This is a genomic window from Streptomyces sp. NPDC003027, from assembly GCF_053591435.1.
The window spans coordinates 64,133-86,424 of record NZ_JBSFTU010000005.1 but is presented as its reverse complement, the minus strand read 5'-3'; the positions used below and the strand labels follow the sequence as shown (position 1 = coordinate 86,424).

The following is a 22,292-nucleotide window of genomic DNA, read 5'->3' as shown; positions in this document are numbered from 1 at the left end:
CCGCGTCGCCCGCCCACGCCGTGGACGTACGACGGGCGACGCGAGAGGGGTCCGTCGACGGCTACCAGGGCAGGTCGCGGACCTGTTGGACGCAGAGCACCAGGAACAGCAGGCCGGCCGCGCCCAGCATGCCGTTGCTCAGCAGGCCGTTGCGCCACTCGGCCGGGGTGCGGGAGGAGTTCAGCAGCCACAGCAGGGTCAGGGCCAGGAACGGCATGAAGAGGGCGCCGATCACGCCGTACGCGACGATGAGGCCGAACGGCTGGTCGAGGAAGAGCAGGCTGATGGGCGGGAAGGTGAGCCAGAGCAGGTAGGCGCGGAAGGGCAGGGACTTGTCCGGGCGGGTGCCGGGGGCGGTCAGGGACGGCCGGTACTTCGTCACGAAGTCGGCGAACATCAGGCTCACGCCGTGCCAGACGCCGATCAGCGAGGTGAACGACGTGGCGAAGAAGCCGATCAGGAAGAGCCGGGCGGTCGCCGCGCCGTAGCGCTCCTCCAGGACGGCGCTCAGGTCGAGCAGCCCCCTGTCGCCCTTCGCCAGAGCCACGCCGGACGAGTGCAGCAGCTCCGCCCCGACGAAGAGCATGGCCACCACGAAGATCCCGGTGGTGATGTAGGCGACGCGGTTGTCGAGCCGCATCACCTTCATCCAGCTCGTGTCGTTCCAGCCCTTGGCGTTGACCCAGTAGCCGTACGCGGCGAGGGTGATCGTGCCGCCCACGCCGCCGATCAGGCCGAGCGTGTAGAACAGCGACCCGTCCGGAAGGACGGGCGCGAGGCCGGCGAAGGCGCTGTCGAGACGGGGTGTGACCCTGATCGCGAGGTAGACGGTGACCAGGAACATCACACCGACCAGGACCGTCATGACCTTCTCGAAGACGGCGTACCGGTTGAACCAGACGAAGACAAGACCCACCAGGCCGCACAGCACGGCCCAGAGCTTGAAGTCCATCACGTCGGGGAAGAGCGCGGCCAGTGGAAGCGCGCTGGAGGACATCGCCGCGGCGCCGTAGACGAAGCCCCAGATGACGACGTACCCGGCGAAGTAGACGGTGGTCCAGGAGCCGAGGCTGCGCCAGCCGTCGAAGAGGGTACGGCCGGTGGCGAGGTGCCAGCGGCCCGCCGCCTCGGCCAGCGAGATCTTGACCAGGCAGCCGATCACCGCCGCCCAGAGCAGGGTGTAGCCGAACTTGCCGCCGGCGATGAGGGTGGCGACGAGGTCACCCGCACCGACGCCGGTCGCCGCCACCACGATACCCGGACCGATGGATCGCCACGATGCCTTGCGCGGCGCCTCGTTCCCTCTGCCCGCCGTATCGGTCTGCTTGGTGTCCGCCATGCGTGGCCGCCCTCTCGTTCGCCCTGGAGATGATGATGACGGGGCCACCAAAACCGGTCGGCGGCGGTCGCGCAAGAGGTCCGCCCAGGACAGCGGGGTCCGCACGCGCCGGAACGCACCGACGCCGGGCTCGCCGCCCATACGGACAGTCACCTCCTACGGGCCACCGGAACCCGGCCGGACGCGAACCCCCAGGCCACGCCACGGTCGGTGAGCGGCGCGCGGGGGCACCGGCCGGAGGGCACGCGAGGCCGCGCCCGCCCCCGGGCCCGGGAGCGGCCCGGCGCGGCCCCGGCGGATTCCGGTCAGCGGCGATTTCCTCGCGCGGGAGGGGCGTGCACCCGCCTCCGCCCCCCTCCGCTCCGCCGCCCTCCCGCCCACCGGTGACTTTCGGCCGAGCATTCTCGGCCTGGCGTGCGAGGGCTGATACCAGAGTGGGACGCTGTACGGGTAAGTTTGCCAACTGCGCGCCGCACATGAACGGTTGACGACTACAGTGTGTGGTTGGTGATCATCGGTAGGCTCATCACACCCACGTAGCACAGACCCGTCAGCACACATCGCAGTACGCCGATTCCTGGGCACGTACCAAGGACACTCATGTCTCAACTTCGCGCACCCGCCGCGCGGTCCGAACGCCGCGAGGGCGGGCGGCACGGCCGGACAGGCGCCCGCTCCGCTCCCCCCGCGGGCGCCCCCAACCCGGCGCAGCGCTCCGCGCCGCTGTCGATGGAAGCCCGCATACGCCCCCAACTCCTGCGCACCTCCGTACTCCCGGCCGTGGCGGTGGCCCTCGGCGGCGCCGCCGCCGTGCTCTTCACCCTCCGCTCCACCGGCGCCAGCCCGACCCCCGGCCTCTGGGCCGCGCTGACGGGCGCCGCCGCCCTCACGATCGCCTCCGTCACCGCGGCGGCGCTCGGGGCCGACCGGGCCGCCAAAGCCGTCCTGGACCGCTGCAACGCCCTGCGCCGGACCAGCGCCCGCGGGCAGAGCGAACTGCGTACGATCGTCGAACAGTTGCGCCGCGGCGACGGGCCGCCCGCCCGCCCCGCCGCGCCGCCCGCCGCCGCCTCCGGCGACGAGTTCGACCTGCTGGCCCAGGAGCTGAACCGTTCCCACGAGGCCGCCGTGGCCGCCGTGGTCCAGGCGTCCCGGCTCTCCAGCAGCGTCGGCAACGAACAGAAGGTCGAGGTCTTCGTCAACCTCGCCCGCAGGCTCCAGTCCCTCGTCCACCGCGAGATCCAGCTCCTGGACGAGCTGGAGAACGAGGTCGAGGACCCGGAGCTGCTCAAGGGCCTGTTCCACGTCGACCACCTGGCCACCCGCATCCGGCGCCACGCCGAGAACCTCGCCGTGCTCGGCGGCGCCATCTCCCGGCGGCAGTGGTCGAACCCGGTCACCATGACCGAGGTGCTGCGCTCCTCCATCGCGGAGGTCGAGCAGTACCCGCGCGTGAAGCTCGTCCCGCCGATCGACGGCACGCTGCGGGGCCACGCCGTGGCCGACGTCATCCACCTCCTCGCCGAACTGGTCGAGAACGCGACGCTCTTCTCCGCTCCGCACACCACGGTCCTGCTGCGGGCCCAGTACGTCACCGCCGGCCTCGCCATCGAGGTCGAGGACCGCGGCCTGGGCATGCCGCTCACCGAGCAGAACAAGATGAACGCCCTGCTCTCCGACCCCGACCAGGTCAACGTGGCCCACCTGCTCCAGGACGGCCGCATTGGGCTGTTCGTCGTCTCGGCGCTCGCACGGCGCCACGGCATCGCCGTACGCCTCCAGTCGAACATCTACGGCGGTGTCCAGGCCGTACTCGTGCTGCCGCAGGGGCTCCTCGGCGCCGACCCCGAGGGACTCGCGCAGAACGACCGCCAGGCCACGGGCGCCGCGGCCCAGGCCCAGGCCGCCGCCCAGAGCCAGCCCCCGGCCGTCGGCGCGGCTCCGGCCCAGCCGGCCGCCGCCCCGTCGCACCCGGCCCCGGGCGTGACCGGCACGCCCGCACCCGTACCCGTGGAAAGGCCCGCGCCCACCCCCGTACGGGAACCGCTGGCCGCACCCGTACGGGACCGGCAGGACGTGCCGGAGCCCGAACCCTCGCAGCGCGCGCGGTCGTACACCACCGCGGCGGCCGCGGTGCCGCTCCAGCCGACGCACACCGGCGACCCCTACCCGGCCGGCGACCGTCCCCGCACCGGCGGCGCCCCGCTGCCCCCTCAGGCACCTCCCGGCCCGCCGGCCCCCCCGGCCGCGCGGGTGGAGACGCCGACCCGCCCCCTCCTCCCCAAGCGGCGTGCCCAGGAGCACCTCGTCCCGCAGTTGCGCGACGAGCCCGCGGCCCGCAAGCCCGAGGAGCACACTCTGCACGACCCGGGTCTGATGGCCGCGTTCCAGCGCGGCATCGGACTCGCCGAATCCCAGCCCTCCCCCCAAGAACCGCTGCGTCCCGGTGACGCGCACAAGGAGTAGATGCACCATGGCGAGCAATGCGCCGAACGGCCATTCCTCGGATCTCGACTGGCTGCTGAGCGGTCTGGTCCAGCGGGTCCCGTACACCCGCAACGCTGTACTGCTCTCCTCCGACGGCCTGGTGAAATCGGTCCACGGCCTCGACACCGACGCCGCCGACCACATGGCCGCGCTGGCCTCCGGACTGTACTCGCTCGGCCGCAGCGCCGGCGCCCGCTTCGGCGACGGCGGCGAGGTGCGGCAGGTGGTCGTCGAACTCGACTCCACCCTGCTGTTCGTGTCCACCGCCGGCTCCGGCACGTGTCTGGCGGTGCTCGCCGGGCGCGAGGCGGACGCCGCCGTCCTCGGCTACGAGATGGCGATGCTGGTCAAGAGCGTACGGCCGTATCTCGTCACGCCCGCCAGGCAAGCGGCGGGCGCGGCGGGCAGCACGGGGCAGTGAGCGTGACGTCCCCACAGGAGGGACCCTGGCTCGACGACGCGGCCGGCCGGCTGATCCGCCCGTACACCGTGAGCGGCGGGCGGACCCAGCCCACCACGGCGCTGGACCTCCTCTCCATGGTGATGGCGACGGGTTCCTCCCCGCAGCCGCACATGGGTCCCGAGCACAGCCTGGCCCTCGGGCTGTGCGACGGACCCACCTCCGTGGCGGAGATCGCGGCGCACTTACGGCTCCCGGCGGTCGTCACCAAGGTCCTGCTCTCCGATCTCGTGGACTGCGGGGCGCTCACCGCCCGCGCCCCGCGTTTCCACGCCAATCCAACCGACCGTTCCTTGCTGGAGGCAGTGCTCGATGGCCTACGACAACGGCTCTGAGCGCCACGAGAGTTTCGCGACCGACCCGTTCCCCACCGCTCTGAAGATCCTGGTGGCCGGCGGCTTCGGCGTGGGCAAGACGACCTTCGTGGGCGCGGTCAGCGAGATCGAACCGCTGAGCACCGAAGAGCTGCTGACCCAGGTCAGCGCGGCCACCGACAGCCTGGAGGGCGTGGAGTCCAAGACCACGACCACGGTCGCGATGGACTTCGGGCGCATCACCCTCGACGACCGCCATGTGCTGTACCTGTTCGGGACCCCGGGCCAGGAACGTTTCTGGTTCATGTGGGACGAGCTCTCCGAGGGCGCCCTCGGAGCGGTCGTCCTCGCCGACACCCGCCGCCTGCAGGACTGCTTCTCCGCGGTCGACTTCTTCGAGCGGCGCGGCATCGGATTCGTCGTGGCCGTCAACGAGTTCGACGGCGCCCACCGCTACGAGCCGGACGAGGTACGCGCCGCGCTCGACCTCAAGCCCGAGGTGCCGGTCGTGAAGTGCGACGCCCGGATCTCCAGCGCCGGAATCCGCACGCTGCTCACCCTCGTCCAGCATCTGCTCACCACCATCCCGGCCGCCGTGCCGAGCTACGGAGCACCGACATGACGTACGACCCGACCGGTCATCTGCTGCTGACCCCCATCGACCGGGAGGCGCCGACCCGAGTGCGGCGACTGCGCGAGCTGGGGCTGGGGGAGCGGCCGGAGCCGGCCTTCGACGAGTTCGCCCACCGCCTGGCGGAGGTGACCGGTGCCCCGTACTCGATGGTCAACTTCATCGACGAGAACCGGCAGTTCTTCGCCGGACTGCACACTCCGGCCGGTACGCACTCGGGCAGTGACCTGGGTGCGGCGGCGGCCGGCGGCAACGTCGGCCGGTTCATGGCCCGCGATCACGGCTACTGCCCGCACGTGGTGGTGCGCCGCAAGGCCCTGGTCCTGGAGGACGTCTGCGACTACCCGCGCTTCGCGGGGAACCCGGTGGTGGACGAGATCGGCATCCGCTCCTACATGGGAGCGCCGCTGATCGACCGTACGGGCGTGGCGCTGGGCACGATCTGCGTGGTCGACACCGATGTACGGCCGTGGGGCCGGGCCGGTCTGGAGACCATCAAGACCCTGGCGGCGGAGCTGGTGGAGCAGATCCACCGCCGCGAGAAGGGCCTGATCTGACGCACGGGCGGCGCCCCGGTACGGCATGCGGCCGTTCCGGGGCGCTTCTCCGTCCGCATCTACGCACCCTGGTTCTCAGGCGTGTACGGGTTCCAGCTTGACCAGCTCGGACAGCTTCTCGGACCAGCTCCCCTTGGCCGTGCCGAGGGCGACCTCGGCGAGCCGGAGCAACTGGATGTCCGAGGTGCCGGCGGGGGCGAAGATGTGGTGCGCGTCGCGCAGATAGCGCTCGATCGGGCGGTCCGTGAAGAGCCCCGCGGCGGCGTGGATCTCCATCGCGTTGCGGGCGGAGTCGAGCGCCGACTCGACGTTGAACAGCTTGGCGTTCATCAGCTCGGCGTCGCAGGACAGACCGCGGTCGAGCAGATGCACCGCGTGGTACGCGGTGAGCCGGGCGGTCATCAGCCGGGACTGCATCTGGCCCAGTTTCAGCTTGACCGAGGGGAGTTCGTGGAGCGGCTTGCCGTAACGGTGGCGTTCGGCCGTGAAGCGGGTGGTCTCCTCCATGATCGCCTGGTGGATGCCGAGCGAGACGGCGGTGAGGTTGGCGCGGCCGTAGAGGACGCTGGAGGAGTACGCCACGGACAGCCCGTCACCCTCGTCGCCGAGGCGGTTGGAGGCCGGGACCCGGCAGTTCTCGAAGACGAGCTCGCCGAAGCTGAAGCCGTGCAGACCCATGGCGGGCTGCTGGGGGCCGGTCCGGAAACCGGGGCGGTCGGATTCGACCAGGAAGGCCGTGAGGCCCTTGGAGCCGGGGCCGGTCCTGACCACCACCCCGTGCAGGTCGCCCACGTGGCTGTTGCCGACGAACACCTTGCTGCCGTTGAGGATGTAGTCGTCCCCGTCGCGGACCGCGCTCGCGGTCATGCCCAGGACATGCCCGCCGGACTCCGGCTCGGTGACCGCGATGGTGGGCAGGCACTCGCCGGCCGCGATGGCCGGAAGCCAGGTCTTGCGCTGCTCGTCGCTGCCGAAGTGCACGATCTTGGCGGTGCCGAGCTGGGAGGCCTGGACCATGGCGCCCATCGCGCCACTGACCCGGGAGAGCTCCTCGATGATGATCGTCTTGGCGAGATGTCCCGCCCCCATGCCGCCGTACTCCTGGCTGATTGTCGCTCCCAGCCATCCCTGTTCGGCTATCAGCCGCGACAGTTCATGGTGTACGGATCGAGACGCCTCCATGGCGGGTATCCGTGGCCGAACCTCACTCTCCGCGAAGGCTCGGACCGTCTCCCTGAGCTGATGATGGAGCCGGCTGCTGAAGTAGCTGTCCATACGAGTCCTCCCCTGCGAAACGCCTGCTCGTTCGGTTGTTCGAGCAGGTGGTGCATCGGCAGTGGTCCCGTCCCGAACAGGCCGACCACTTCATGGTGTTGATCTTTCGGGAGTGGAGCAATATCGCCACGGAGTTTGTCTGAAAACGGAGTGGTTGACGTTTGAAGCTGACTGTGTTTCGCGTGGTCTTGGCCTGCTCGGTCCGGCCACCACGTCATTCCCACGGGGCGTCTTTCTGCCACATGCCAACGGCAACCAGTTCCAGGGCATATGGCGATGAGGGCATTCTGGTCACCTCATACGCCCCTTCTTCACCACAGGAGTGCCGTTCCGGAACCGTCCCCGCTTCCGGACTGACGAGGATCCACGGGCTTTCCCGGCGCCCGAGTGCTGGGCGCGGGCCTCCGACGCGGCGTACGGGGGTGACGGGCGGCGCCGGGGCGCGTCACGTAGCGTGACGGTCGTGTGCTCTGGCGCGTACGCCGGTTTCCACGCCGGTGGCCGCCCCGGCGCCCCCGGGCAGTGCCTCGGCTCAAGGGGCGAGGAACCTCGTGATCCGCTCCCGCAGGCCGGCCGGGTCGAGGCCGTGCGCGGCCAGGTGCTCCTCGATGGTTCCGTACCGACGCAGCTCGCGGCGCGGGACGCCCAGGCCCAGGACGCGGTGGGGGACCTCGCCGAGCGCGTCGTTGGCGGCGGCCGTCGAGGTGCCGGCGAGGTAGGGCTCCACCAGGACGACGTCCGCGCGAGCCGCCGCGGTCGCCCGCCGCAGGGTCGGGGCGTCGAAGGGGCGGATCGTGGAGGCGTAGAGGACGGTCACGTCCAAGGCCTCGGTGGCGGCCAGCACATGGTCCAGCATGGGGCCGACGGCGACGACCACTCCGGCACGGCCCTCGCGGAGCCGGGTGAAGCCCGTGGACACGGGGCGGGGGGAGGCGTTGGACTGCAGAGAGAGCCGGATGTAGACGAGATCGTCCCCGGTGGCCGCCGCGCGCAGGAGTGCCTCGGCCTCGTCCGGGTGGCCCGGGACGTGCACCGTCCAGCCGTCCAGGGTGTCGAGCAGGGCCACGTCCCCGGGCGACATATGGGTGAAGCCGCCGGCCGGCCAGTCGTAGGAGGCGCCGGCGCTGACGAACACCCCGCCGACCCCCTGGTGCCCGAAGTCCAGCTTGAGCTGCTCGAAGGGGCGCTCCACCAGGAAGCTCGCGAAGGTGTGCAGCACCGGCCGCATCCCGGTCAGGGCCAGCCCGCCGCCCGCGCCGATCAGGAGCTGCTCCCGGATGCCGACGTTGATCACCCGGTCGGGGTGGCGTCGCTCGGCCTCACTGAACCCGTCTCGGCTGATCTCCGCGAGGACGAGCGCGAGGCGGGGATCGTCGTCGAGAAGGCGGCTGGTGGTGGAGATGAAACGGTCGCGCATGGTGTCCATGGAACGGCTCTCCTGTGACTGTGGATCTGTCGTGGGCCGCCGACCGATCGGTCGGCCGACGGGTCGGGCCTGGTCAGGTGTTCTTGGGCTCGACGCGGGCGACGACAGCGCGCGGGCGCCCCGGATGCGGCGCGGTGAAGGCGTCGTACAGCGCCTCGTGATCGCGTCCGTCGACGGTCTCGGCGGACCACCCCGCCGCCTCGAAGCGCGAGGCGATCCCGCCGGGCCAGCCGTGGGTGGCTGAGCCGTTGTCGATCACCAGCGTGTGCAGCTGCTCCAGGCGGGCGGGCCCGGCGTAGGCGATGGCCTCGTGATTGCTGCCCTCGTCCAGCTCGGCGTCCCCGATCAGCACCCAGACCCGCGGCTCGGTGAGCCCTTGCGCCCGTAGTCCGAGCACACTGCCCACGGCCAGCGGCAGCCCGTGCCCCAGTGACCCGCTCCCGATCTCGGCCCCCGGCACGAGCGTCCGGTCCGGGTGGTGCCCGAGCGGGGAGTCGTACGAGCCGAAACCGGGGAGCAGCTCCTCGGGGAAGAAGCCCTTGGCGGCGAGGACGGCGTAGTACGCCATCGGCCCGTGCCCCTTGGACAGCAGGAACCGGTCCCGCCCGGCCGCGTCGACGGTCTCGGGCGATACCCGGAGCACCCGGTCGTAGAGCACCCAGAGGGCGTCGAGCGTGGAGGTGGCGGCGGGGGAGTGCTTCTCGTCGCCGACCATGAGCCCCATGAGGCGCGTCAGCCGGTCGAGGTGGGCGCGATGATCGCGACGATCGCGCGGGGTGAGCGTCTCTGCCGTGTTCGTCATGGTCCACAGCGTCCAACCTCAAGCGAGCTTGAGGTCAAGCCGGTCATGGGGTTCGTGACCACCGGGCGAAGTGCGGTATTGTTCTCATGCGCGTTCGGCCAGGGGAAATCCCAGGTCAAACGGGTGCCGGGACGTGGCGCAGCTTGGTAGCGCACTTGACTGGGGGTCAAGGGGTCGCAGGTTCAAATCCTGTCGTCCCGACTGTGCGGAAACGCAGGTCGGAGGCCGTTCTCTCATCCATGGGAGGGCGGCCTTTCGTGCGTCCGGGGCCATGGTGGTCGCTGTGTGGTCCCAGGTCCGAGCCGGGGCTGGCCCGCCAGGGTGCTGGTGGCGGGTGGCGTGGGGACGCGGAGCTGCACCAGAGCCTTCGCCGCCAGCCACGCGTCCAGGGAGGCGGCGACGGTCTGGGGCGGGTCCGTGTCGAATCCGCCGGCCCCACCCGGATCGGCATCGGTGAGAGGGCGGCGCGCGGGACCGGCAAGCCTCAGGAGCCGGTGAAGCGGGGACGCCTCGCTCGGCCCGCTGCCGAAGGCGTTCACGGTCGGGCCCGGCCGACTTCGTGGCGGTCGCCCCATGCCATGGCGTCACGCGTGAACCCACCGTTCGTCACGAAGGGCGGTGAGAGCTTTCCCGGGTAGAGGAGCCGCGAGGAAAGGACGGCCGGTATGGGCGAGTTGTTGATCGGGACATGTTCATGGACGGACAAGGCGCTGGTGGCCAGCGGATGGTACCCACCCGGGCGGCGCGACCCGGAGGGGAGGCTGCGGCACTACGCCGAACGCTTCTCCGTCGTGGAGGTCGACGCCGGCTACTACGCTCTCCCCAGCGTGCGCAACAGTCTGCTCTGGAGCGAACGCACGCCGCCGACCTTCCGGTTCGATGTCAAGGCGTTCTCCCTGCTCACCGGCCACCCGACCCGCAAGACCGCCCTGCCCGCCGACCTGCGCGACCGCACCCTCGGCGACCCGGAGCTGCTCGACGAGGTCTGGCATCGTTTCGGCGCGGCCCTGCGGCCGCTTCGCGAGTCCGGCCGGCTGGGCGCCGTACTGTTCCAGTTCCCGCCGTGGTTCGGTCCGGGCGCGCGGGCGGAGACCGTGCTCCATGCCACCAGGAAACGGGCGTACCAGTGGCCGATGGCCGTGGAGTTCCGCCATCCCGAGTGGTGGCGCGAGGACCGGCGGGAGCGCACTGCCGCCCTGTTGAGGGACCTGGACGCCACCGCGGTGGCCGTCGACACGGCCCAAGGACTGCCCCTCTCGATGCCCGCCGTCACACCCGTCACGTCCTCGAGGCTCGCAGTGGTCCGCTTTCACGGCCGTAGCGCCGCCTGGGGGACCGGAAGCAAGGAGGACCGCTTCCGCCATTCCTACACGCGGGAGGAACTGGCCGCCTGGCTGCCGCGCCTGCGCTTCCTGGCGGACCGGGCCGAGCAGCTGCACGTCCTGTTCAACAACTGCTGCGGTGACGCCGCGGTACGCGCCGCCGAGACGCTGCGCGGTCTGCTGGAAGATTCCTGAGGCGACCGTCCGGTCACCGCCGCCGCAGTGGCGAGTGGGCGCTCACGCCGCAGCGGCCTGAAACGCAGGTCTGAGGCGTTCTCTCCTCCATCAGAGGGCGGCCTTTCGTGCGTCCCCGCCCCGCGTCCGCGACGGCGCGGGGCACCCGCGGGGGACCGGCCGCGCCGGTTGCGGGGAAGTCGGCCCAGCTCAGGACGTGCTGCTCCACCCGGCGGTCCGGGAGTACGAGTCGAGCAGGTCCACCACGAAGACCAGGGTCGAGTGCGCCGGGATCAACGGTGAGGGCGCCTCATTGCCGTAGCCCAGACGCGGAGGAACGACGATCTCGCGCCGCCCGCCGACCCTCATCCCCCGCACACCCCGGTCCATACCCTTGATGACCCTGCCGCCGCCCAGGGCGAACTTGAACGGCTCGCCGCGGTCCCAGGAAGCGTCGAACTGCGTCCCGGACTCGAAGGTCACCCCTACGTAGTGCACCCGGACCACCATGCCCGGCTTCACCTCGGCCCCGTCCCCGACGATCAGGTCGCGGATGGTCAGCTCGGTGGGAGCGGCACCCTTCGGAACGTCGACCTCGGGCTTCGTCCGCTCACCCATCACAGCCTCATCACTCTCCGCAGGCGACCCGCCCGGACCATCCGGACACACGGACTCTCCATGGCAGCCTATGCCGGTCTCGTGGCGGTCGCGGACGCCGCTCGGGGGATACCCACCGCGCCGGGGCCGCTACCCGCAAGCGAGGCGAGGGCCCGGTCGCCGTCATCGGGTCCGCCACTGGTGGTCGGGCAGGAAGCGTACGTCGTACTGCTCCGGGACACTGGCGAACTTGTGGGGTGCCGGGACGACCGGCTGGTGCGGCAGGCCGAGTTGCTCGGCAGGCGCGCCGAGGTTCTCGAAGAACCGCTCGAAGGTGCCTCCCGGGCCGGCGGCCACGCCGACGACCTGGCTGTGGTGGCGCTCCATGCGGTAGGCGTGGCGGCAGTTCTTGGGTACGAAGCCGAAGTCGCCGGGCGTGAGCAGTTTTTCCTGCTGGTTGCCCTCGGTGTCCTCGACGAACAGCCGGACCGCGCCTTGGGTGATGTAGAAGACCTCGTGGGTGTCGGTGTGCAGGTGGGCCGGGATGAGGTCGCCCTTGGGGCCTTCGACGGTGAAGAAATTGAAGGTGTTCTCGGTCTGCTCACCGCCGGCGTAGATGGTGATCAGGTCGCCGAACAGATGGGCGCGGTCTCCCTCTCCCTTCTCGATGAAGTAGGGCTTCCCCGGTTCCGCGGGTATCCGTGATGCCTGCCGGTAGCGGGTGGCGTACTCGATGGTCATGTGTCCTCCGGTGATCGAACTCCGCCCATGATGTCAGGTGCCCTGACATGAGAGGGTGTCGGTGATCAAGTACCGGACACGAGACCGGCCCATGGTGAGGAACAGATGCAGTCCACCCGCCGTAACCTCCCCCAGTTGCTCGGCGACGCCCGGCGCTGGTTCGAAGAAGGACTGCTGGCGGGCCTGGAAGCAGCCGGAGCCACGCCGGTGTCCCCGACGCAGGTCCAGCTCTTCGCCGTGCTGGACGACCAGGGCACCACGGTCTCCGAGCTGGCCCGGCGCATGGGCGTCACCCGGCAGACCGCGCACCAGGCCGTGCACGGCCTCGTCGCCACGGGGCTGCTCGAACAAGTCCCGGACCCCGCCTCCGCCCGGCAGCGCTTGATCCGCCGCACCCGTGAAGGAGAACGCGCACACCGTCAGGCCTGCATCATCCTCGACCGGCTGGAGGTGCGGCTCGCCGAGCGGATCGGCCGGAAGGCGGTCGATGCCCTGCGGGCGACGCTGGAAGCCCCGTGGGGCGGGCCGCCCTCCCCGAGCTCGGAGTGAGGCTGCCGCGACGGCACCCGCGGAACCAGGCCCCGGGCGTGGCGACCGGCTGGGAGCTCCAGCTGCTTGTTCATCGGCCCGTGCCCATCGAGCGGCCCCTTGCCGACGACGACATGATCCAGCAACGCCCACCTCGCCGACCGGGCTGGGGCCACGGCCGCGGTGTCAGTCTGCTGAGCTATTGTTCCCGCCACCGCACAACGACTGTAGGGACCACGAGAATTGACCGGCCTGTCTGCTTTCCCGCTGCCCTTCCACGCTTCCCGTTCCATATCGTTCGCGACACCCCGGACGCTGCGGGAACTCGAGATGATGCAGTGCAGCGCGCACATCCGGGCGAAGCCGGGGTGGTTCGACAAGATGAACGACGCCGACATCGTCGCCAAGTGGACGCGAGAGGCGGTCGATCAGGGCCTCACCGAAGCGCAGGTTCGTTACGTGCTTGCCGAACTCGGGCACTACGCCGCGCTGCGGGACGGACGAACCGGCATCGAGGTGTCCGCCGTCGACGGGGTGTGGCAGTCGGACACACTCGTCGACGACACGCTCCGGTCCCGGCTGCGCGAGGCCGTCCGGGTTCTGGAACAGGTCCCCGAAGCGGAACGGGACTGGCATCCCGGATCCGGCGGGCAGGTACTGGATCTGGTGCATCCCTCACTGTTCTGCCTGGTGAGGGACGTGAGCGGCGCGCCCGAGCGGGCCTGGCAGAACCCGACGGACCGTTACTCGAAGTACGAGTTCTCGGAGAGGTTCCAGTGGCTGCCCACGGATGTCGACGTCAGTGACGACGGCGCGGTCGCCTTCCGTTCGTACGTCAACAACGTCCACCCCGAGGCCCATCATGAACTGGCCTCCGTCCTCCCGGACTTGTTCGGGCGCATGCGCCCGCTGCTGGAGAACGTGCTCACCGACCTGCGCCATCCGCGGCCTCTGCGGATCGAGGCCGATCCCTACGGGTGGTACGACTCGGAACCGGCGCGTCCGGACAAGTCTTCCTACAGCGATGCCGCGGTCTACGCAGAAGCCCTCCGCGCATGGGAAAGGGCTCAGGACGACTGGTGGGAGAACCGCCGCCCGGTCGTCCCGGACGCCCCGGCCTTCACCCCGCCCGTGCTGCCCGACGAGTCCGCCCGAGTCGACCTGCGCGGCCGCCGTCTTCAGGTCATCGTCAAGCTCGCCACCCTTCACCTCACCCCGGACAAGCCCGAGTACCCAGGCGGTTCCTGGCATGTCGAGGGGATGCTGAACGAGCGGATCGTCTCGACCGGCATCTACTACTGGGACAGCGAGAACATCACCGAAAGCCGGCTGAGTTTCCGGGCGGCGCTCGACGACCCGGACTACGAACAGAACGACGACAACGGTCTGCGTGAGGTCTACGGCCTGGAGAACGAAGACGCGCTGAACCAGGTGCTGGGATCGGCATCGACGCCGGCGGGCCGCTGCCTGGCGTTCCCGAACATCCTGCAACACCGTGTCGGCTCATTCCGCCTCGCGGACCCCACCCGCCCCGGACACCGCAAGATTCTTGCCTTCTTCCTGGTCGACCCGTCGCAAAAGATCGTCTCGACATCCGATGTGCCACCGCAGCAACCGTGGTCCCAGACCTCGACCATGACGCTTGAACAGGCCAAGAACTACCGCGAAGAACTCATGCGGGAACGCAAGTTCTTCGTCGACGAACACAACCAGGAGCTCTACGAACGAGAATTCTCGCTCTGCGAGCACTGACGGACCGGGGGAGAACACCGGGCGGTGTCGCGGACGAGGAAGGGGGCCGACCGGGACGGCCGTCATGTCCGGCGAGGCTGTGAGCTGCCAGGGGGCGTCATCGCGTCCGCCGGGACCTCGAAGACGATCGCGCGCCCGTCGCGCTCGCTGCCCTGCTCGCCGACGCGTGTGAAACCGAAGCCCGCGATGGTGGCCAGGGAGGCGGTGTTGTCCGGGCTGATCCTGGCCCGCACGGTCCTGACATCGGGTTCGGCGGCGGCCCTGGCGAGTAGCGCCGTCAGCATGGCGCGGGCATAGCCCCGGCGGCGGTACCCGGGCACGACGGTGAAGCCGACCTCGACCATGCCGTCCTCGTCCGGCGGCCCGTGGAACCCGGCGTCGCCGACGACGATCCCATCGGGCTCGGACACCGCGGCCCGCGCGATCCAGGGCGCGGCAGACGGGTCCTCGGCAAGCTGGTCAGCGCGATAGCCGAAGATCCAGCGGGCCCGGTCGCAGACGAAGTGTTCGTCGAGGGCGACCCCTGCCTCGGCGCTGCCGCCGGCGAGGTCACCGTCGGCGAGCGCCCGCAGCGCCTTCGCGCCGAGCTCGACGAAACGGACACGTTTGGGGGTGGAGAGAGGTTCGCCATGCATCGCGGAGATGCTCGCCCAGCGGCCGGAAGGCTGTCCACCGCTTTACGGCCGCGGACGCGGTGCCCGACGTGACGGGCGGAGACGTGAACGACGAGTTGCTGAGAGTCCGCGACACGGTTTCACAAGTCACCGGAGTACCGGCCCGGCCCTTCCGGCAGTGGGCTTCGGAGAACGCCGCCGCCCTCCGATGAACCACCCTGGCGGGCTGCCTACGGACCCGAACAGGCCTCGTCAAGGCGGGGACCAAGATCGTAAGGTCAGGCCATGACCCCAGGATCACCCACCGAGAACCAGCCCGCCCCGCCGTTCCCGCCGGTGCTGACGACCCGTCATGCCGACGCCGGGACCTGCGCCGACAGCCCGGTCTGGCGCGCGGCGCTGGAGGTGTCGGCGTGATCGACTCCACGGTTCATGTCCGGGTGGCGCGGCCCTCGCGGGATCTCGCCGCGGCCGAACGCTTCTATGTGGACGGCCTCGGCCTGCACGTCCTGTGGCGCACCACCGAGCGCGTCCCGGGCGAGCACGACCTCGTCATGATCGGCCCGCCTGACGCGGGCTGGCATTTCGAGCTGACTCACGACCCCGAGCGCCCGCTGGAACCCACCCCCACAGTGGACGACCTGTTCGTGTTCTACCTGGGCGAGCCGGCGGACGAGGAGCTGGTCGACCGCTTGGCGGCGTGCGGAGGCACCCGCGTCCCGGCCCACAACCCGTACTGGGACGAGTACGGAGTGACGATCGCCGACCCGGACGGCTACCGCCTGGTGCTGTGCTCCCGTACCTGGGCCTGAGGGGAGCGGGGCGAACTCCTCCACGCTGCACGGAGAACTCCGGCGCGATGACCGACGCATCGTGCCTGCGGCCGGCTACGTCGCGGGAGTGACCTCCATAGACACCCCGGGTTGTTCTCCTGACGGCACCACCTGTCCGCACGGCGTTATGTGAGACATGGGGGTCGTGTCCCGTCGAGTGTTGCGTGTACCTCACCTGTGGGTGCTGTTCAAAGAGAGGTCTCCACGGCCAAGCTGAGCGTCGTGCTCCGGATCGATGCGGGTGCACTTCTGATCGTGTGGAGAACACGCCGGTGACGGCCAGAGCAGCGAACGGAGAACACTCGTGATTGTCGGAGTCCTCAAGGAAGCGCGGGCCGGTGAGAGTCGCGTCGCGGCCACGCCGGCCACGATCCAACAGATCCGCAAACTGGGGTACGACGTGGTCGTCGCCCCGGGCGCGGGGGTCGCGGCCGGCTTCACCGACAGTGCCTACGAGGCCGCCGGCGCGACCGTCGGCGAGGCGGCGGCCGCCGACGTGGTGCTGGGGGTCAACGCCCCGACCCCGTCGCAGCTGGACGGGGTACGCCCCGAGGCGACGGTGATCGCCCTGTTCGCGCCGGCCTTCGACCCGGCGATGGTCGAGGATCTGAGCCGGCGTCCCTTCACGGTGCTGTCGATGGACGCCGTGCCGCGCATCAGCCGGGCCCAGTCGATGGACGTGCTGTCGTCCATGGCGAACATCGCCGGCTACCGGGCCGTCATCGAGGCCGCGCACGAGTTCGGGCGCTTCTTCACCGGCCAGGTGACCGCGGCGGGCAAGGTTCCGCCGGCGAAGGTCCTCGTCGCGGGTGCCGGGGTCGCCGGTCTGGCGGCGATCGGCGCGTCCGGTTCGCTCGGTGCGATCGTACGGGCGACCGACCCGCGACCGGAGGTCGCCGACCAGGTCCGCTCGCTGGGCGGCGAGTACCTGTCGATCGCGTCCCCCGAGGTGGAGGTCTCGAAGACCGGCTACGCCAAGGAGATGGGCGACGACTACAAGGCGCGCGAGGTGGAGCTCTACGCCGCGCAGTGCCGCGAGGTCGACATCGTCATCACCACCGCGTTGATCCCGGGCCGTCCCGCGCCGACGCTCATCACCGCCGAGATGGTGGCGAGCATGAAGCCGGGGTCAGTGATCGTCGACATGGCGGCCGCCAACGGCGGCAACGTCGAAGGCACGGTGAAGGGCGAGAAGACCGTCACGGAGAACGGCGTGACGATCCTCGGATACACCGATCTGGCGGGCCGGCTGCCGGCCCAGGCCTCGCAGCTGTACGGCACGAACCTCGTGAACCTGCTGAAGCTGATGACGCCGGGCAAGGACGGGTCGCTGGTCCTCGACTGGGACGACCCGGTGCAGCGCTCGATCACCGTCGTACGCGAGGGCGAGTCGGCCTGGCCGCCCCCGCCGGTCCAGGTGTCCGCGGCCCCCGCGCCCGCGGCTGCCCCGAAGGAGCCGGCGAAGCCGAAGAAGGCGCCGATGACGGCGCGGCAGACGTTCGGCGGCGTGGCCCTCGGCGCGCTGGCGCTGTTCCTCACCGCCGCGTTCGCCCCCGCGGCGCTGCTGCCCCACGTGACCGTCTTCGTGCTCGCGATCGTGATCGGCTACTACGTGATCGGGCACGTGCACCACGCGCTGCACACACCGCTGATGTCGGTGACGAACGCGATCTCCGGGATCATCGTCGTCGGCGCGCTCCTGCAGATCGGGCACACGAGCACGGCGGTCACGGTGCTCTCGTCCGTCGCGATCCTTCTGGCCAGTATCAATGTCTTCGGCGGCTTCGCGGTGACGCGTCGCATGCTCGCCATGTTCAACCGGAGCTGACATGTCTGCGACCCTCGCCGCACAGGCGGCCTACCTTGTTGCCGCGCTGCTGTTCATCCTCGCGCTGGCAGGACTCTCCAAGCACGAGTCGGCACGGCTCGGCAACGCGTTCGGCATGCTCGGCATGGGCGTCGCGCTCGTCGCGACGGTCGTGCTCGCGTTGGACGGCGACGTCAGCGGCGCCGGCCTCGGTCTGATGGCCGTCGCGATGCTGATCGGCGCGCTGATCGGCCTGCAGCGGGCCCGCGGCGTCGAGATGACCGGAATGCCCGAGCTGATCGCGCTGCTGCACTCCTTCGTCGGTCTGGCCGCCGTGCTGGTCAGCTGGAACGGCTACCTCAACGTCGAGCACGACCCGGACGGCCACGAGGCCAAGACCCTGGACGCGCTCGGCACCCTGGGCATCCACCACGCCGAGGTGTTCATCGGCCTGTTCATCGGCGCGGTGACCTTCACCGGCTCCATCGTGGCGTATCTGAAGCTCGCCGCGAAGATCGACTCCAAGCCGTTGGTGCTGCCGGGCAAGAACGCCCTGAACCTCGGCTCGCTGGTCCTCTTCCTCGCCCTCACGGTGTGGTTCGTGATCACCCCCGAGCTGTGGCTGCTGATCACCGTGACGGCCCTGGCGCTGGCCCTCGGCTGGCACCTGGTGGCCTCGATCGGCGGCGGTGACATGCCGGTCGTCGTCTCGATGCTCAACAGCTACTCCGGCTGGGCGGCGGCTGCCTCCGGCTTCCTGCTCGGCAACGATCTGCTGATCATCACCGGTGCGCTCGTCGGCTCCTCCGGTGCCTACCTGTCCTACATCATGTGCAAGGCGATGAACCGCTCGTTCCTGTCCGTGATCGCCGGCGGCTTCGGCATCGAGGCGCCGTCGGGCGCGGACGTCGAGTATGGCGAGCACCAGGAGACCACCGCTCAGGGCGCCGCCGAACTCCTGGCCTCGGCCCGGTCCGTGGTCATCACGCCCGGGTACGGCATGGCCGTCGCCCAGGCGCAGTACCCGGTCGCGGAGCTCACCTCCAAGCTGCGCGCGAAGGGCGTCGACGTACGGTTCGGCATCCACCCCGTCGCCGGCCGTCTGCCCGGCCACATGAACGTGCTCCTCGCCGAGGCCAAGGTGCCGTACGACATCGTGCTCGAAATGGACGAGATCAACGACGACTTCGCCAAGACCGACGTCGTCCTCGTGATCGGCGCCAACGACACGGTCAACCCGGCCGGAGCGGAGGACCCCAGCAGCCCGCTCGCCGGCATGCCGGTCCTCAACGTCTGGGAGGCCGGCAAGGTCATCGTCTTCAAGCGCTCGATGGCCTCCGGCTACGCCGGCGTGCAGAACCCGCTGTTCTTCCGTGAGAACACCGCGATGCTCTTCGGCGACGCGAAGGCCCGGGTGGAGGACATCGTCGGCGCCCTCTGAGAAGCACGACAGGTGAGACTCCCCGCATCGGCGTGGACGGAGACGTCCACGCCGATGCCGGCAGACCGCAGCCGTCACGGACGGCCGCTCCATCGTTGTCCGCCCGGGTGGTCCGCACCCGTACCGCACGCAGCTCAGGAGCCCGCATGCACCACTTCGATGTCGAGACCCTGACGGCGGGCCCGTGGCGCAACAACGGGGGCGCCACCCGGGAGATCGCCTCGTGGCCGCTCGGCGCCGAGGAGTTCCAGTGGCGTGCGAGTGTGGCGGACATCGACCGGGACGGGCCGTTCTCGGCGTTTCCCGGTGTCGACCGGACGCTCACGCTGCTGGCGGGCGACGGTGTGCGGCTGACGGCCCCCGGGGGGTTCGACCGGACGGCGCGAGCGCAGGAGCCCCTCGGGTTCTCCGGAGACCTGGAGCTGACCGCCCACCTGCTCAACGGGCCCTGCCGGGTGCTCAACATCATGGTGCGGCTCGGCCGTCGGACGGCCCGGGTGGACCGGATCACCGCGCCTGTCGTGCCGGCCGGCGGCCACGCCGGGGTGTTCCACGTGCTGCGCGGCCACTGGCGGACGGGTGCCGAGGGGCGCCTTCTGACGGCCGGCCAGGGCGCGTGGTGGGAGGGGAGCGACGACGCACCGGGCCGAGGGGTCGCACCGCTCTCACCGGACGCCGTCGCCCTGTGGGCGGATGTCGCGCCCGTGCGCCGCGGTGAGTGAGACGACCGCCGTCACGGGACCTCGCGGAGGCACTGCGGCAGCGCCGGGTGTTCCTCGCTGCGTACGGCCGGGAGCCAGGCCGTCGGGGGCTTGGAGCCGGCCGGGAGGCGGACACGGAACCAGCGGGTGGACCGCCGGTCCTCCTCGTCGATGATGGGCTCCCCGTCAAGCACCTGGCAGTCGGCGGTGAGAACGTCGCCGTGCCACACCCGGGTCGGCACGACGTTCTCCGCGGTGTAGGGCCGCTCGGGGTCGATCGCCAGGCCCAGACTGCACCGCGGGTTCCGGTCGACGCGCTCCCGGCAGCCCCGCTCCGCGTTGTACACCCGGACCGCCCCGGGCGTCGTGGCGTCCGCACCACCGGGCGGCGCGGCCGAGGTCGCCCGTACCGCGTCCGAGCACAGGGACGCGCCGGCGATCCCGCACAGCGCCGTGGCCAGGACGGCGGCGCGGGCCCGGCCGCCACGCCGTCCCGCCCCTGCCCCGGGTGCCTCCTGGTGGGCGGTGATGCGGGCGAGCAGGCTCTCGGCGGTGTGGGGGGCGCGGGCCTCGTGGGACGGGGCGAGGCAGTCGGCGGCCAGCTGCCGCCAGAACGGCGGCACGGCGTGGTCCATGCGCAGCGGCGCGCGCCCCTCGCCGTACTCCTGGACCGCAGCACCCCGCGCCACGGGGGTCGCCCCGGCGAACGGTGAGCCGCCGGACGCGAACACCTCGTGGATGACGATGCCGAGCGCCCAGATGTCCGCGGTCGGCCGCACCCGCACGCCGAGTTCGCCCAGGGGTGCCCTCCAGCGCTCGGGCGGGAAGTAGTCCAGGGTGCCCATGGGAGGCGCGTACCCGTGGGTCCCCGTCAGCTCGGTGGCGAGCCCGAAGTCGGAGAGCTTCACGGAGCGGTCCCTGCCCAGCAGGACGTTCTCCGGCTTGAGATCCGCGTGGACCCAGCCCGACCGGTGGAGATGGGCGAGTCCCTCGCAGATGCCGGCGATCAGCCGGCCGCGATCGGCGTCCGGCACGCCCGCGTCGACCAGCTCCCGCAGACTGCCGGCGGCCCGTTCCATGACCAGCACGATCGCGCCCTCCAGGGAGGGGCGGTCGGGTGCGGCCGGCACGAACGACTCCAGGAGGCCGATCAGCCGGGGATGCCCGGCCCTGCGCCCGAGTTCGACCTCGCGGCGGGCCGATTCCACGATCCTGCGCACCTGGCGCGGCGCCAGCCCGGCGGTCGGCATGATCTTGAGCGCGACTTCGGTGGGGGGCGGGGGCGTGGCGCTCCCGCCGGTTCGGTCCGGGCGCCCCTCGGCCGGACGGGCCGCGTAGACCGTGGACCAGCCCCCGGCACCGATCAGCTCGGTGACCACCCAGTCTCCGACCCGGCAGCCGGCGGGGAGCAGGTCCGTCCGGTCGCGTTCCGTGGTGCCCCCCAGGCCGTGCGGCGGTCTCATCGTGCGGCCTGCCGCTCCCGCCCGCCGGCCCCCGCCAGGGGCGGCAGCAGCGCGAGATGCTCCTCCCGTACGAGCCCGAACCGCAGCGCCAGCCCGACGATCTCCTCCCGCTTGCCGTTGCGGCGCTCGCCCTTGCCGGGCTCGTGGGCGTCCGGGACGGCGATGCGCAGCTTCTCCTCGGCGAGATAGTCGATGTGGGAGCTGACCGCCCGCGCGGTCAGCGCGCCGCAGGTGGCGTGCCCCCTGAGCCGCTCGACGATCTGGGGAGTGGTGGGGACCGCCACACGCGACTGGTCGCGCAGACGCGGTTCGCAGAGTGCGACCAGGACGAGGAAGTACGTGGCCGTCTCGTCCAGCGAGTACGCGGTGACCGTGCTGTTCCCCCAGGGAACACCCATGGCCTCCGGGTCCAGATAGACGTGGTCGGGAGCGAACACCTGGAAGGAGACCGTGACGTCACCGCGGGTGGGCAGCACGACGCGCGCGAACTCGAACGGGATCGGCGCCCCCACCCGTCGCGGCGGAACCCTCAGGTATTCGCCCGCTCCCTCCGGGTTCTCCACCAGATAGCTGTGGGTGGTGCTGTGGTTCGTCAGCTGCCAGTGGTCGTCGGTCACATGGATCTCCCCGGCGAGCCGGGAGATCGCCGGGTCGTCGAGGCGCAGCTCGACGGGGACCGCCGTGGAGCCCCGTCCGAAGCGGGCGACCTCACCGGGCCCCAGCCGCAACGTCACCGCGCCACCGTGCGGTTCGCCGTCGACGGCGCCACCGCTTCCCCCTGGCAGATGGACGACTACGCCGCTCACCGCTCCCCCCGTTCCCCGTGTCGTTTGTCCGACCAGCGGAACGATACTCATCTCTCCGGGGAGTTCACGGGCGTACTTCGGCCACATCGACAAAACCGGCCGCCGGGGGCCGTGGTTGCCCCGTTCCCGACCGCGCACAGTGGGGAAAGTCACCGTACGGGCAGGCGGAAGACCGCTTCGTGGCGGGAGGGGCGGCGGGAACGGAGCACCCGCCGCCGACCA

The 22,292-nt window shown here is 70.8% G+C and carries 22 protein-coding genes and 1 tRNA gene; 14 read left to right on the top strand and 9 right to left on the bottom strand.

Annotation, left to right across the window (positions count from 1 at the left end; all coding sequences use genetic code 11):
* Positions 1-61: 61 nt before the first annotated feature.
* Positions 62-1,339, bottom strand: a complete 1,278-nt coding sequence (locus tag ACWDX6_RS06215) for an Nramp family divalent metal transporter (protein WP_451483763.1) — start codon at positions 1,337-1,339, stop codon at positions 62-64.
* Positions 1,340-1,939: 600 nt separating this feature from the next.
* Between ACWDX6_RS06215 and ACWDX6_RS06210 the strand changes: the two genes are divergently transcribed.
* Genes ACWDX6_RS06210 through ACWDX6_RS06190 form a run of 5 tightly spaced genes read left to right on the top strand, consistent with a single transcriptional unit; the run spans position 1,940 to position 5,788 of the window.
* On the top strand, positions 1,940-3,805 hold the full coding sequence (locus tag ACWDX6_RS06210) for a sensor histidine kinase (protein ID WP_451483762.1): 1,866 nt from the start codon (positions 1,940-1,942) through the stop codon (positions 3,803-3,805).
* A 7-nt stretch (positions 3,806-3,812) separates the two neighbouring features.
* On the top strand, positions 3,813-4,247 hold the full coding sequence (locus ACWDX6_RS06205; protein WP_403291751.1) for a roadblock/LC7 domain-containing protein: 435 nt from the start codon (positions 3,813-3,815) through the stop codon (positions 4,245-4,247).
* A gap of 2 nt (positions 4,248-4,249) precedes the next feature.
* Positions 4,250-4,621 carry a DUF742 domain-containing protein gene (locus tag ACWDX6_RS06200; protein WP_355115101.1) on the top strand — a complete coding sequence of 124 codons (372 nt, stop codon included), beginning with the start codon at positions 4,250-4,252 and terminating at the stop codon, positions 4,619-4,621.
* The gene (locus ACWDX6_RS06195) at positions 4,599-5,222 is read left to right on the top strand and encodes a GTP-binding protein (protein ID WP_451483761.1); all 624 of its coding nucleotides are present in this window, start codon (positions 4,599-4,601) and stop codon (positions 5,220-5,222) included. Before ACWDX6_RS06200 ends, ACWDX6_RS06195 begins: the two co-directional genes overlap by 23 nt.
* On the top strand, positions 5,219-5,788 hold the full coding sequence (locus tag ACWDX6_RS06190) for a GAF domain-containing protein (RefSeq protein WP_451483760.1): 570 nt from the start codon (positions 5,219-5,221) through the stop codon (positions 5,786-5,788). Before ACWDX6_RS06195 ends, ACWDX6_RS06190 begins: the two co-directional genes overlap by 4 nt.
* A 75-nt stretch (positions 5,789-5,863) precedes the next feature.
* Here the strand turns inward: ACWDX6_RS06190 and ACWDX6_RS06185 are convergent, their stop codons facing one another.
* The 3 genes from ACWDX6_RS06185 to ACWDX6_RS06175 form a co-directional block, all read right to left on the bottom strand.
* Complete coding sequence (locus ACWDX6_RS06185; protein WP_451483759.1) at positions 5,864-7,063, bottom strand: acyl-CoA dehydrogenase family protein; 1,200 nt, start codon at positions 7,061-7,063, stop codon at positions 5,864-5,866.
* A 532-nt stretch (positions 7,064-7,595) separates the two neighbouring features.
* Complete coding sequence (locus ACWDX6_RS06180) at positions 7,596-8,489, bottom strand: transketolase family protein (RefSeq protein WP_451483758.1); 894 nt, start codon at positions 8,487-8,489, stop codon at positions 7,596-7,598.
* 73 nt (positions 8,490-8,562) lie between these two features.
* Positions 8,563-9,291, bottom strand: coding sequence for a transketolase (locus ACWDX6_RS06175; RefSeq protein ID WP_451483757.1), 729 nt, complete (start codon positions 9,289-9,291; stop codon positions 8,563-8,565).
* A gap of 127 nt (positions 9,292-9,418) precedes the next feature.
* Here ACWDX6_RS06175 and ACWDX6_RS06170 point away from each other — a divergent pair.
* Positions 9,419-9,492, top strand: a tRNA-Pro gene (locus ACWDX6_RS06170).
* Between the two features lie 464 nt (positions 9,493-9,956).
* On the top strand, positions 9,957-10,808 hold the full coding sequence (locus ACWDX6_RS06165) for a DUF72 domain-containing protein (protein WP_451483756.1): 852 nt from the start codon (positions 9,957-9,959) through the stop codon (positions 10,806-10,808).
* 189 nt (positions 10,809-10,997) lie between these two features.
* On the opposite strand, the gene ACWDX6_RS06160 is transcribed toward ACWDX6_RS06165, so the two are convergent.
* Together ACWDX6_RS06160 and ACWDX6_RS06155 are read right to left on the bottom strand one after the other, a co-directional pair.
* On the bottom strand, positions 10,998-11,405 hold the full coding sequence (locus ACWDX6_RS06160; protein ID WP_451483755.1) for an FKBP-type peptidyl-prolyl cis-trans isomerase: 408 nt from the start codon (positions 11,403-11,405) through the stop codon (positions 10,998-11,000).
* A 162-nt stretch (positions 11,406-11,567) separates the two neighbouring features.
* Positions 11,568-12,125: a quercetin 2,3-dioxygenase gene (locus ACWDX6_RS06155; RefSeq protein ID WP_451483754.1), complete on the bottom strand. Its 558-nt coding sequence runs from the start codon at positions 12,123-12,125 to the stop codon at positions 11,568-11,570.
* A 105-nt stretch (positions 12,126-12,230) separates the two neighbouring features.
* Here ACWDX6_RS06155 and ACWDX6_RS06150 point away from each other — a divergent pair, with 105 nt between their 5' ends.
* Both ACWDX6_RS06150 and ACWDX6_RS06145 read left to right on the top strand, forming a co-directional pair.
* Positions 12,231-12,674, top strand: a complete 444-nt coding sequence (locus ACWDX6_RS06150) for a MarR family winged helix-turn-helix transcriptional regulator (RefSeq protein WP_451483753.1) — start codon at positions 12,231-12,233, stop codon at positions 12,672-12,674.
* Between the two features lie 222 nt (positions 12,675-12,896).
* Positions 12,897-14,405 (top strand): DUF4246 domain-containing protein, encoded by a 1,509-nt coding sequence (locus tag ACWDX6_RS06145; RefSeq protein WP_451483752.1) that lies wholly within the window; start codon positions 12,897-12,899, stop codon positions 14,403-14,405.
* A gap of 62 nt (positions 14,406-14,467) precedes the next feature.
* Here ACWDX6_RS06145 and ACWDX6_RS06140 read toward each other — a convergent pair whose 3' ends face one another.
* Positions 14,468-15,040 (bottom strand): GNAT family N-acetyltransferase, encoded by a 573-nt coding sequence (locus ACWDX6_RS06140; protein ID WP_451483751.1) that lies wholly within the window; start codon positions 15,038-15,040, stop codon positions 14,468-14,470.
* Between the two features lie 264 nt (positions 15,041-15,304).
* On the opposite strand from ACWDX6_RS06140, the gene ACWDX6_RS06135 reads away from it, so the two are divergent.
* The 5 genes from ACWDX6_RS06135 to ACWDX6_RS06115 all read left to right on the top strand — a co-directional run bounded on the left by ACWDX6_RS06135 (position 15,305) and on the right by ACWDX6_RS06115 (position 19,822).
* Positions 15,305-15,436 carry a hypothetical protein gene (locus ACWDX6_RS06135; protein ID WP_451483750.1) on the top strand — a complete coding sequence of 44 codons (132 nt, stop codon included), beginning with the start codon at positions 15,305-15,307 and terminating at the stop codon, positions 15,434-15,436.
* On the top strand, positions 15,433-15,831 hold the full coding sequence (locus tag ACWDX6_RS06130; protein WP_451483749.1) for a VOC family protein: 399 nt from the start codon (positions 15,433-15,435) through the stop codon (positions 15,829-15,831). Before ACWDX6_RS06135 ends, ACWDX6_RS06130 begins: the two co-directional genes overlap by 4 nt.
* Before the next feature lie 325 nt (positions 15,832-16,156).
* On the top strand, positions 16,157-17,680 hold the full coding sequence (locus ACWDX6_RS06125) for a Re/Si-specific NAD(P)(+) transhydrogenase subunit alpha (RefSeq protein ID WP_451483748.1): 1,524 nt from the start codon (positions 16,157-16,159) through the stop codon (positions 17,678-17,680).
* Position 17,681: 1 nt separating this feature from the next.
* Complete coding sequence (pntB, locus tag ACWDX6_RS06120) at positions 17,682-19,100, top strand: Re/Si-specific NAD(P)(+) transhydrogenase subunit beta (RefSeq protein ID WP_451483747.1); 1,419 nt, start codon at positions 17,682-17,684, stop codon at positions 19,098-19,100.
* A 146-nt stretch (positions 19,101-19,246) separates the two neighbouring features.
* Positions 19,247-19,822 carry a HutD/Ves family protein gene (locus ACWDX6_RS06115; RefSeq protein WP_451483746.1) on the top strand — a complete coding sequence of 192 codons (576 nt, stop codon included), beginning with the start codon at positions 19,247-19,249 and terminating at the stop codon, positions 19,820-19,822.
* Between the two features lie 11 nt (positions 19,823-19,833).
* On the opposite strand, the gene ACWDX6_RS06110 is transcribed toward ACWDX6_RS06115, so the two are convergent.
* Complete coding sequence (locus ACWDX6_RS06110) at positions 19,834-21,264, bottom strand: serine/threonine-protein kinase (protein ID WP_451483745.1); 1,431 nt, start codon at positions 21,262-21,264, stop codon at positions 19,834-19,836.
* Entirely contained in the window at positions 21,261-22,070 is an 810-nt protein-coding gene (locus tag ACWDX6_RS06105; protein WP_451483744.1) for an FHA domain-containing protein, read from the bottom strand. The genes ACWDX6_RS06110 and ACWDX6_RS06105 overlap by 4 nt, the downstream gene beginning before the upstream one ends.
* Between the last annotated feature and the right edge of the window lie 222 nt (positions 22,071-22,292).

Coding starts and splice junctions, on each gene's coding strand:
- ACWDX6_RS06215 (WP_451483763.1), bottom strand. CDS start 1,339: ATGGCGGACACCAAGCAGACCGATACGGCGGGCAGAGGGAACGAGGCG.
- ACWDX6_RS06210 (WP_451483762.1), top strand. CDS start 1,940: ATGTCTCAACTTCGCGCACCCGCCGCGCGGTCCGAACGCCGCGAGGGC.
- ACWDX6_RS06205 (WP_403291751.1), top strand. CDS start 3,813: ATGGCGAGCAATGCGCCGAACGGCCATTCCTCGGATCTCGACTGGCTG.
- ACWDX6_RS06195 (WP_451483761.1), top strand. CDS start 4,599: ATGGCCTACGACAACGGCTCTGAGCGCCACGAGAGTTTCGCGACCGAC.
- ACWDX6_RS06190 (WP_451483760.1), top strand. CDS start 5,219: ATGACGTACGACCCGACCGGTCATCTGCTGCTGACCCCCATCGACCGG.
- ACWDX6_RS06185 (WP_451483759.1), bottom strand. CDS start 7,063: ATGGACAGCTACTTCAGCAGCCGGCTCCATCATCAGCTCAGGGAGACG.
- ACWDX6_RS06180 (WP_451483758.1), bottom strand. CDS start 8,489: ATGGACACCATGCGCGACCGTTTCATCTCCACCACCAGCCGCCTTCTC.
- ACWDX6_RS06175 (WP_451483757.1), bottom strand. CDS start 9,291: ATGACGAACACGGCAGAGACGCTCACCCCGCGCGATCGTCGCGATCAT.
- ACWDX6_RS06165 (WP_451483756.1), top strand. CDS start 9,957: ATGGGCGAGTTGTTGATCGGGACATGTTCATGGACGGACAAGGCGCTG.
- ACWDX6_RS06160 (WP_451483755.1), bottom strand. CDS start 11,405: ATGGGTGAGCGGACGAAGCCCGAGGTCGACGTTCCGAAGGGTGCCGCT.
- ACWDX6_RS06155 (WP_451483754.1), bottom strand. CDS start 12,125: ATGACCATCGAGTACGCCACCCGCTACCGGCAGGCATCACGGATACCC.
- ACWDX6_RS06150 (WP_451483753.1), top strand. CDS start 12,231: ATGCAGTCCACCCGCCGTAACCTCCCCCAGTTGCTCGGCGACGCCCGG.
- ACWDX6_RS06140 (WP_451483751.1), bottom strand. CDS start 15,040: ATGCATGGCGAACCTCTCTCCACCCCCAAACGTGTCCGTTTCGTCGAG.
- ACWDX6_RS06135 (WP_451483750.1), top strand. CDS start 15,305: ATGACCCCAGGATCACCCACCGAGAACCAGCCCGCCCCGCCGTTCCCG.
- pntB (WP_451483747.1), top strand. CDS start 17,682: ATGTCTGCGACCCTCGCCGCACAGGCGGCCTACCTTGTTGCCGCGCTG.
- ACWDX6_RS06115 (WP_451483746.1), top strand. CDS start 19,247: ATGCACCACTTCGATGTCGAGACCCTGACGGCGGGCCCGTGGCGCAAC.
- ACWDX6_RS06110 (WP_451483745.1), bottom strand. CDS start 21,264: ATGAGACCGCCGCACGGCCTGGGGGGCACCACGGAACGCGACCGGACG.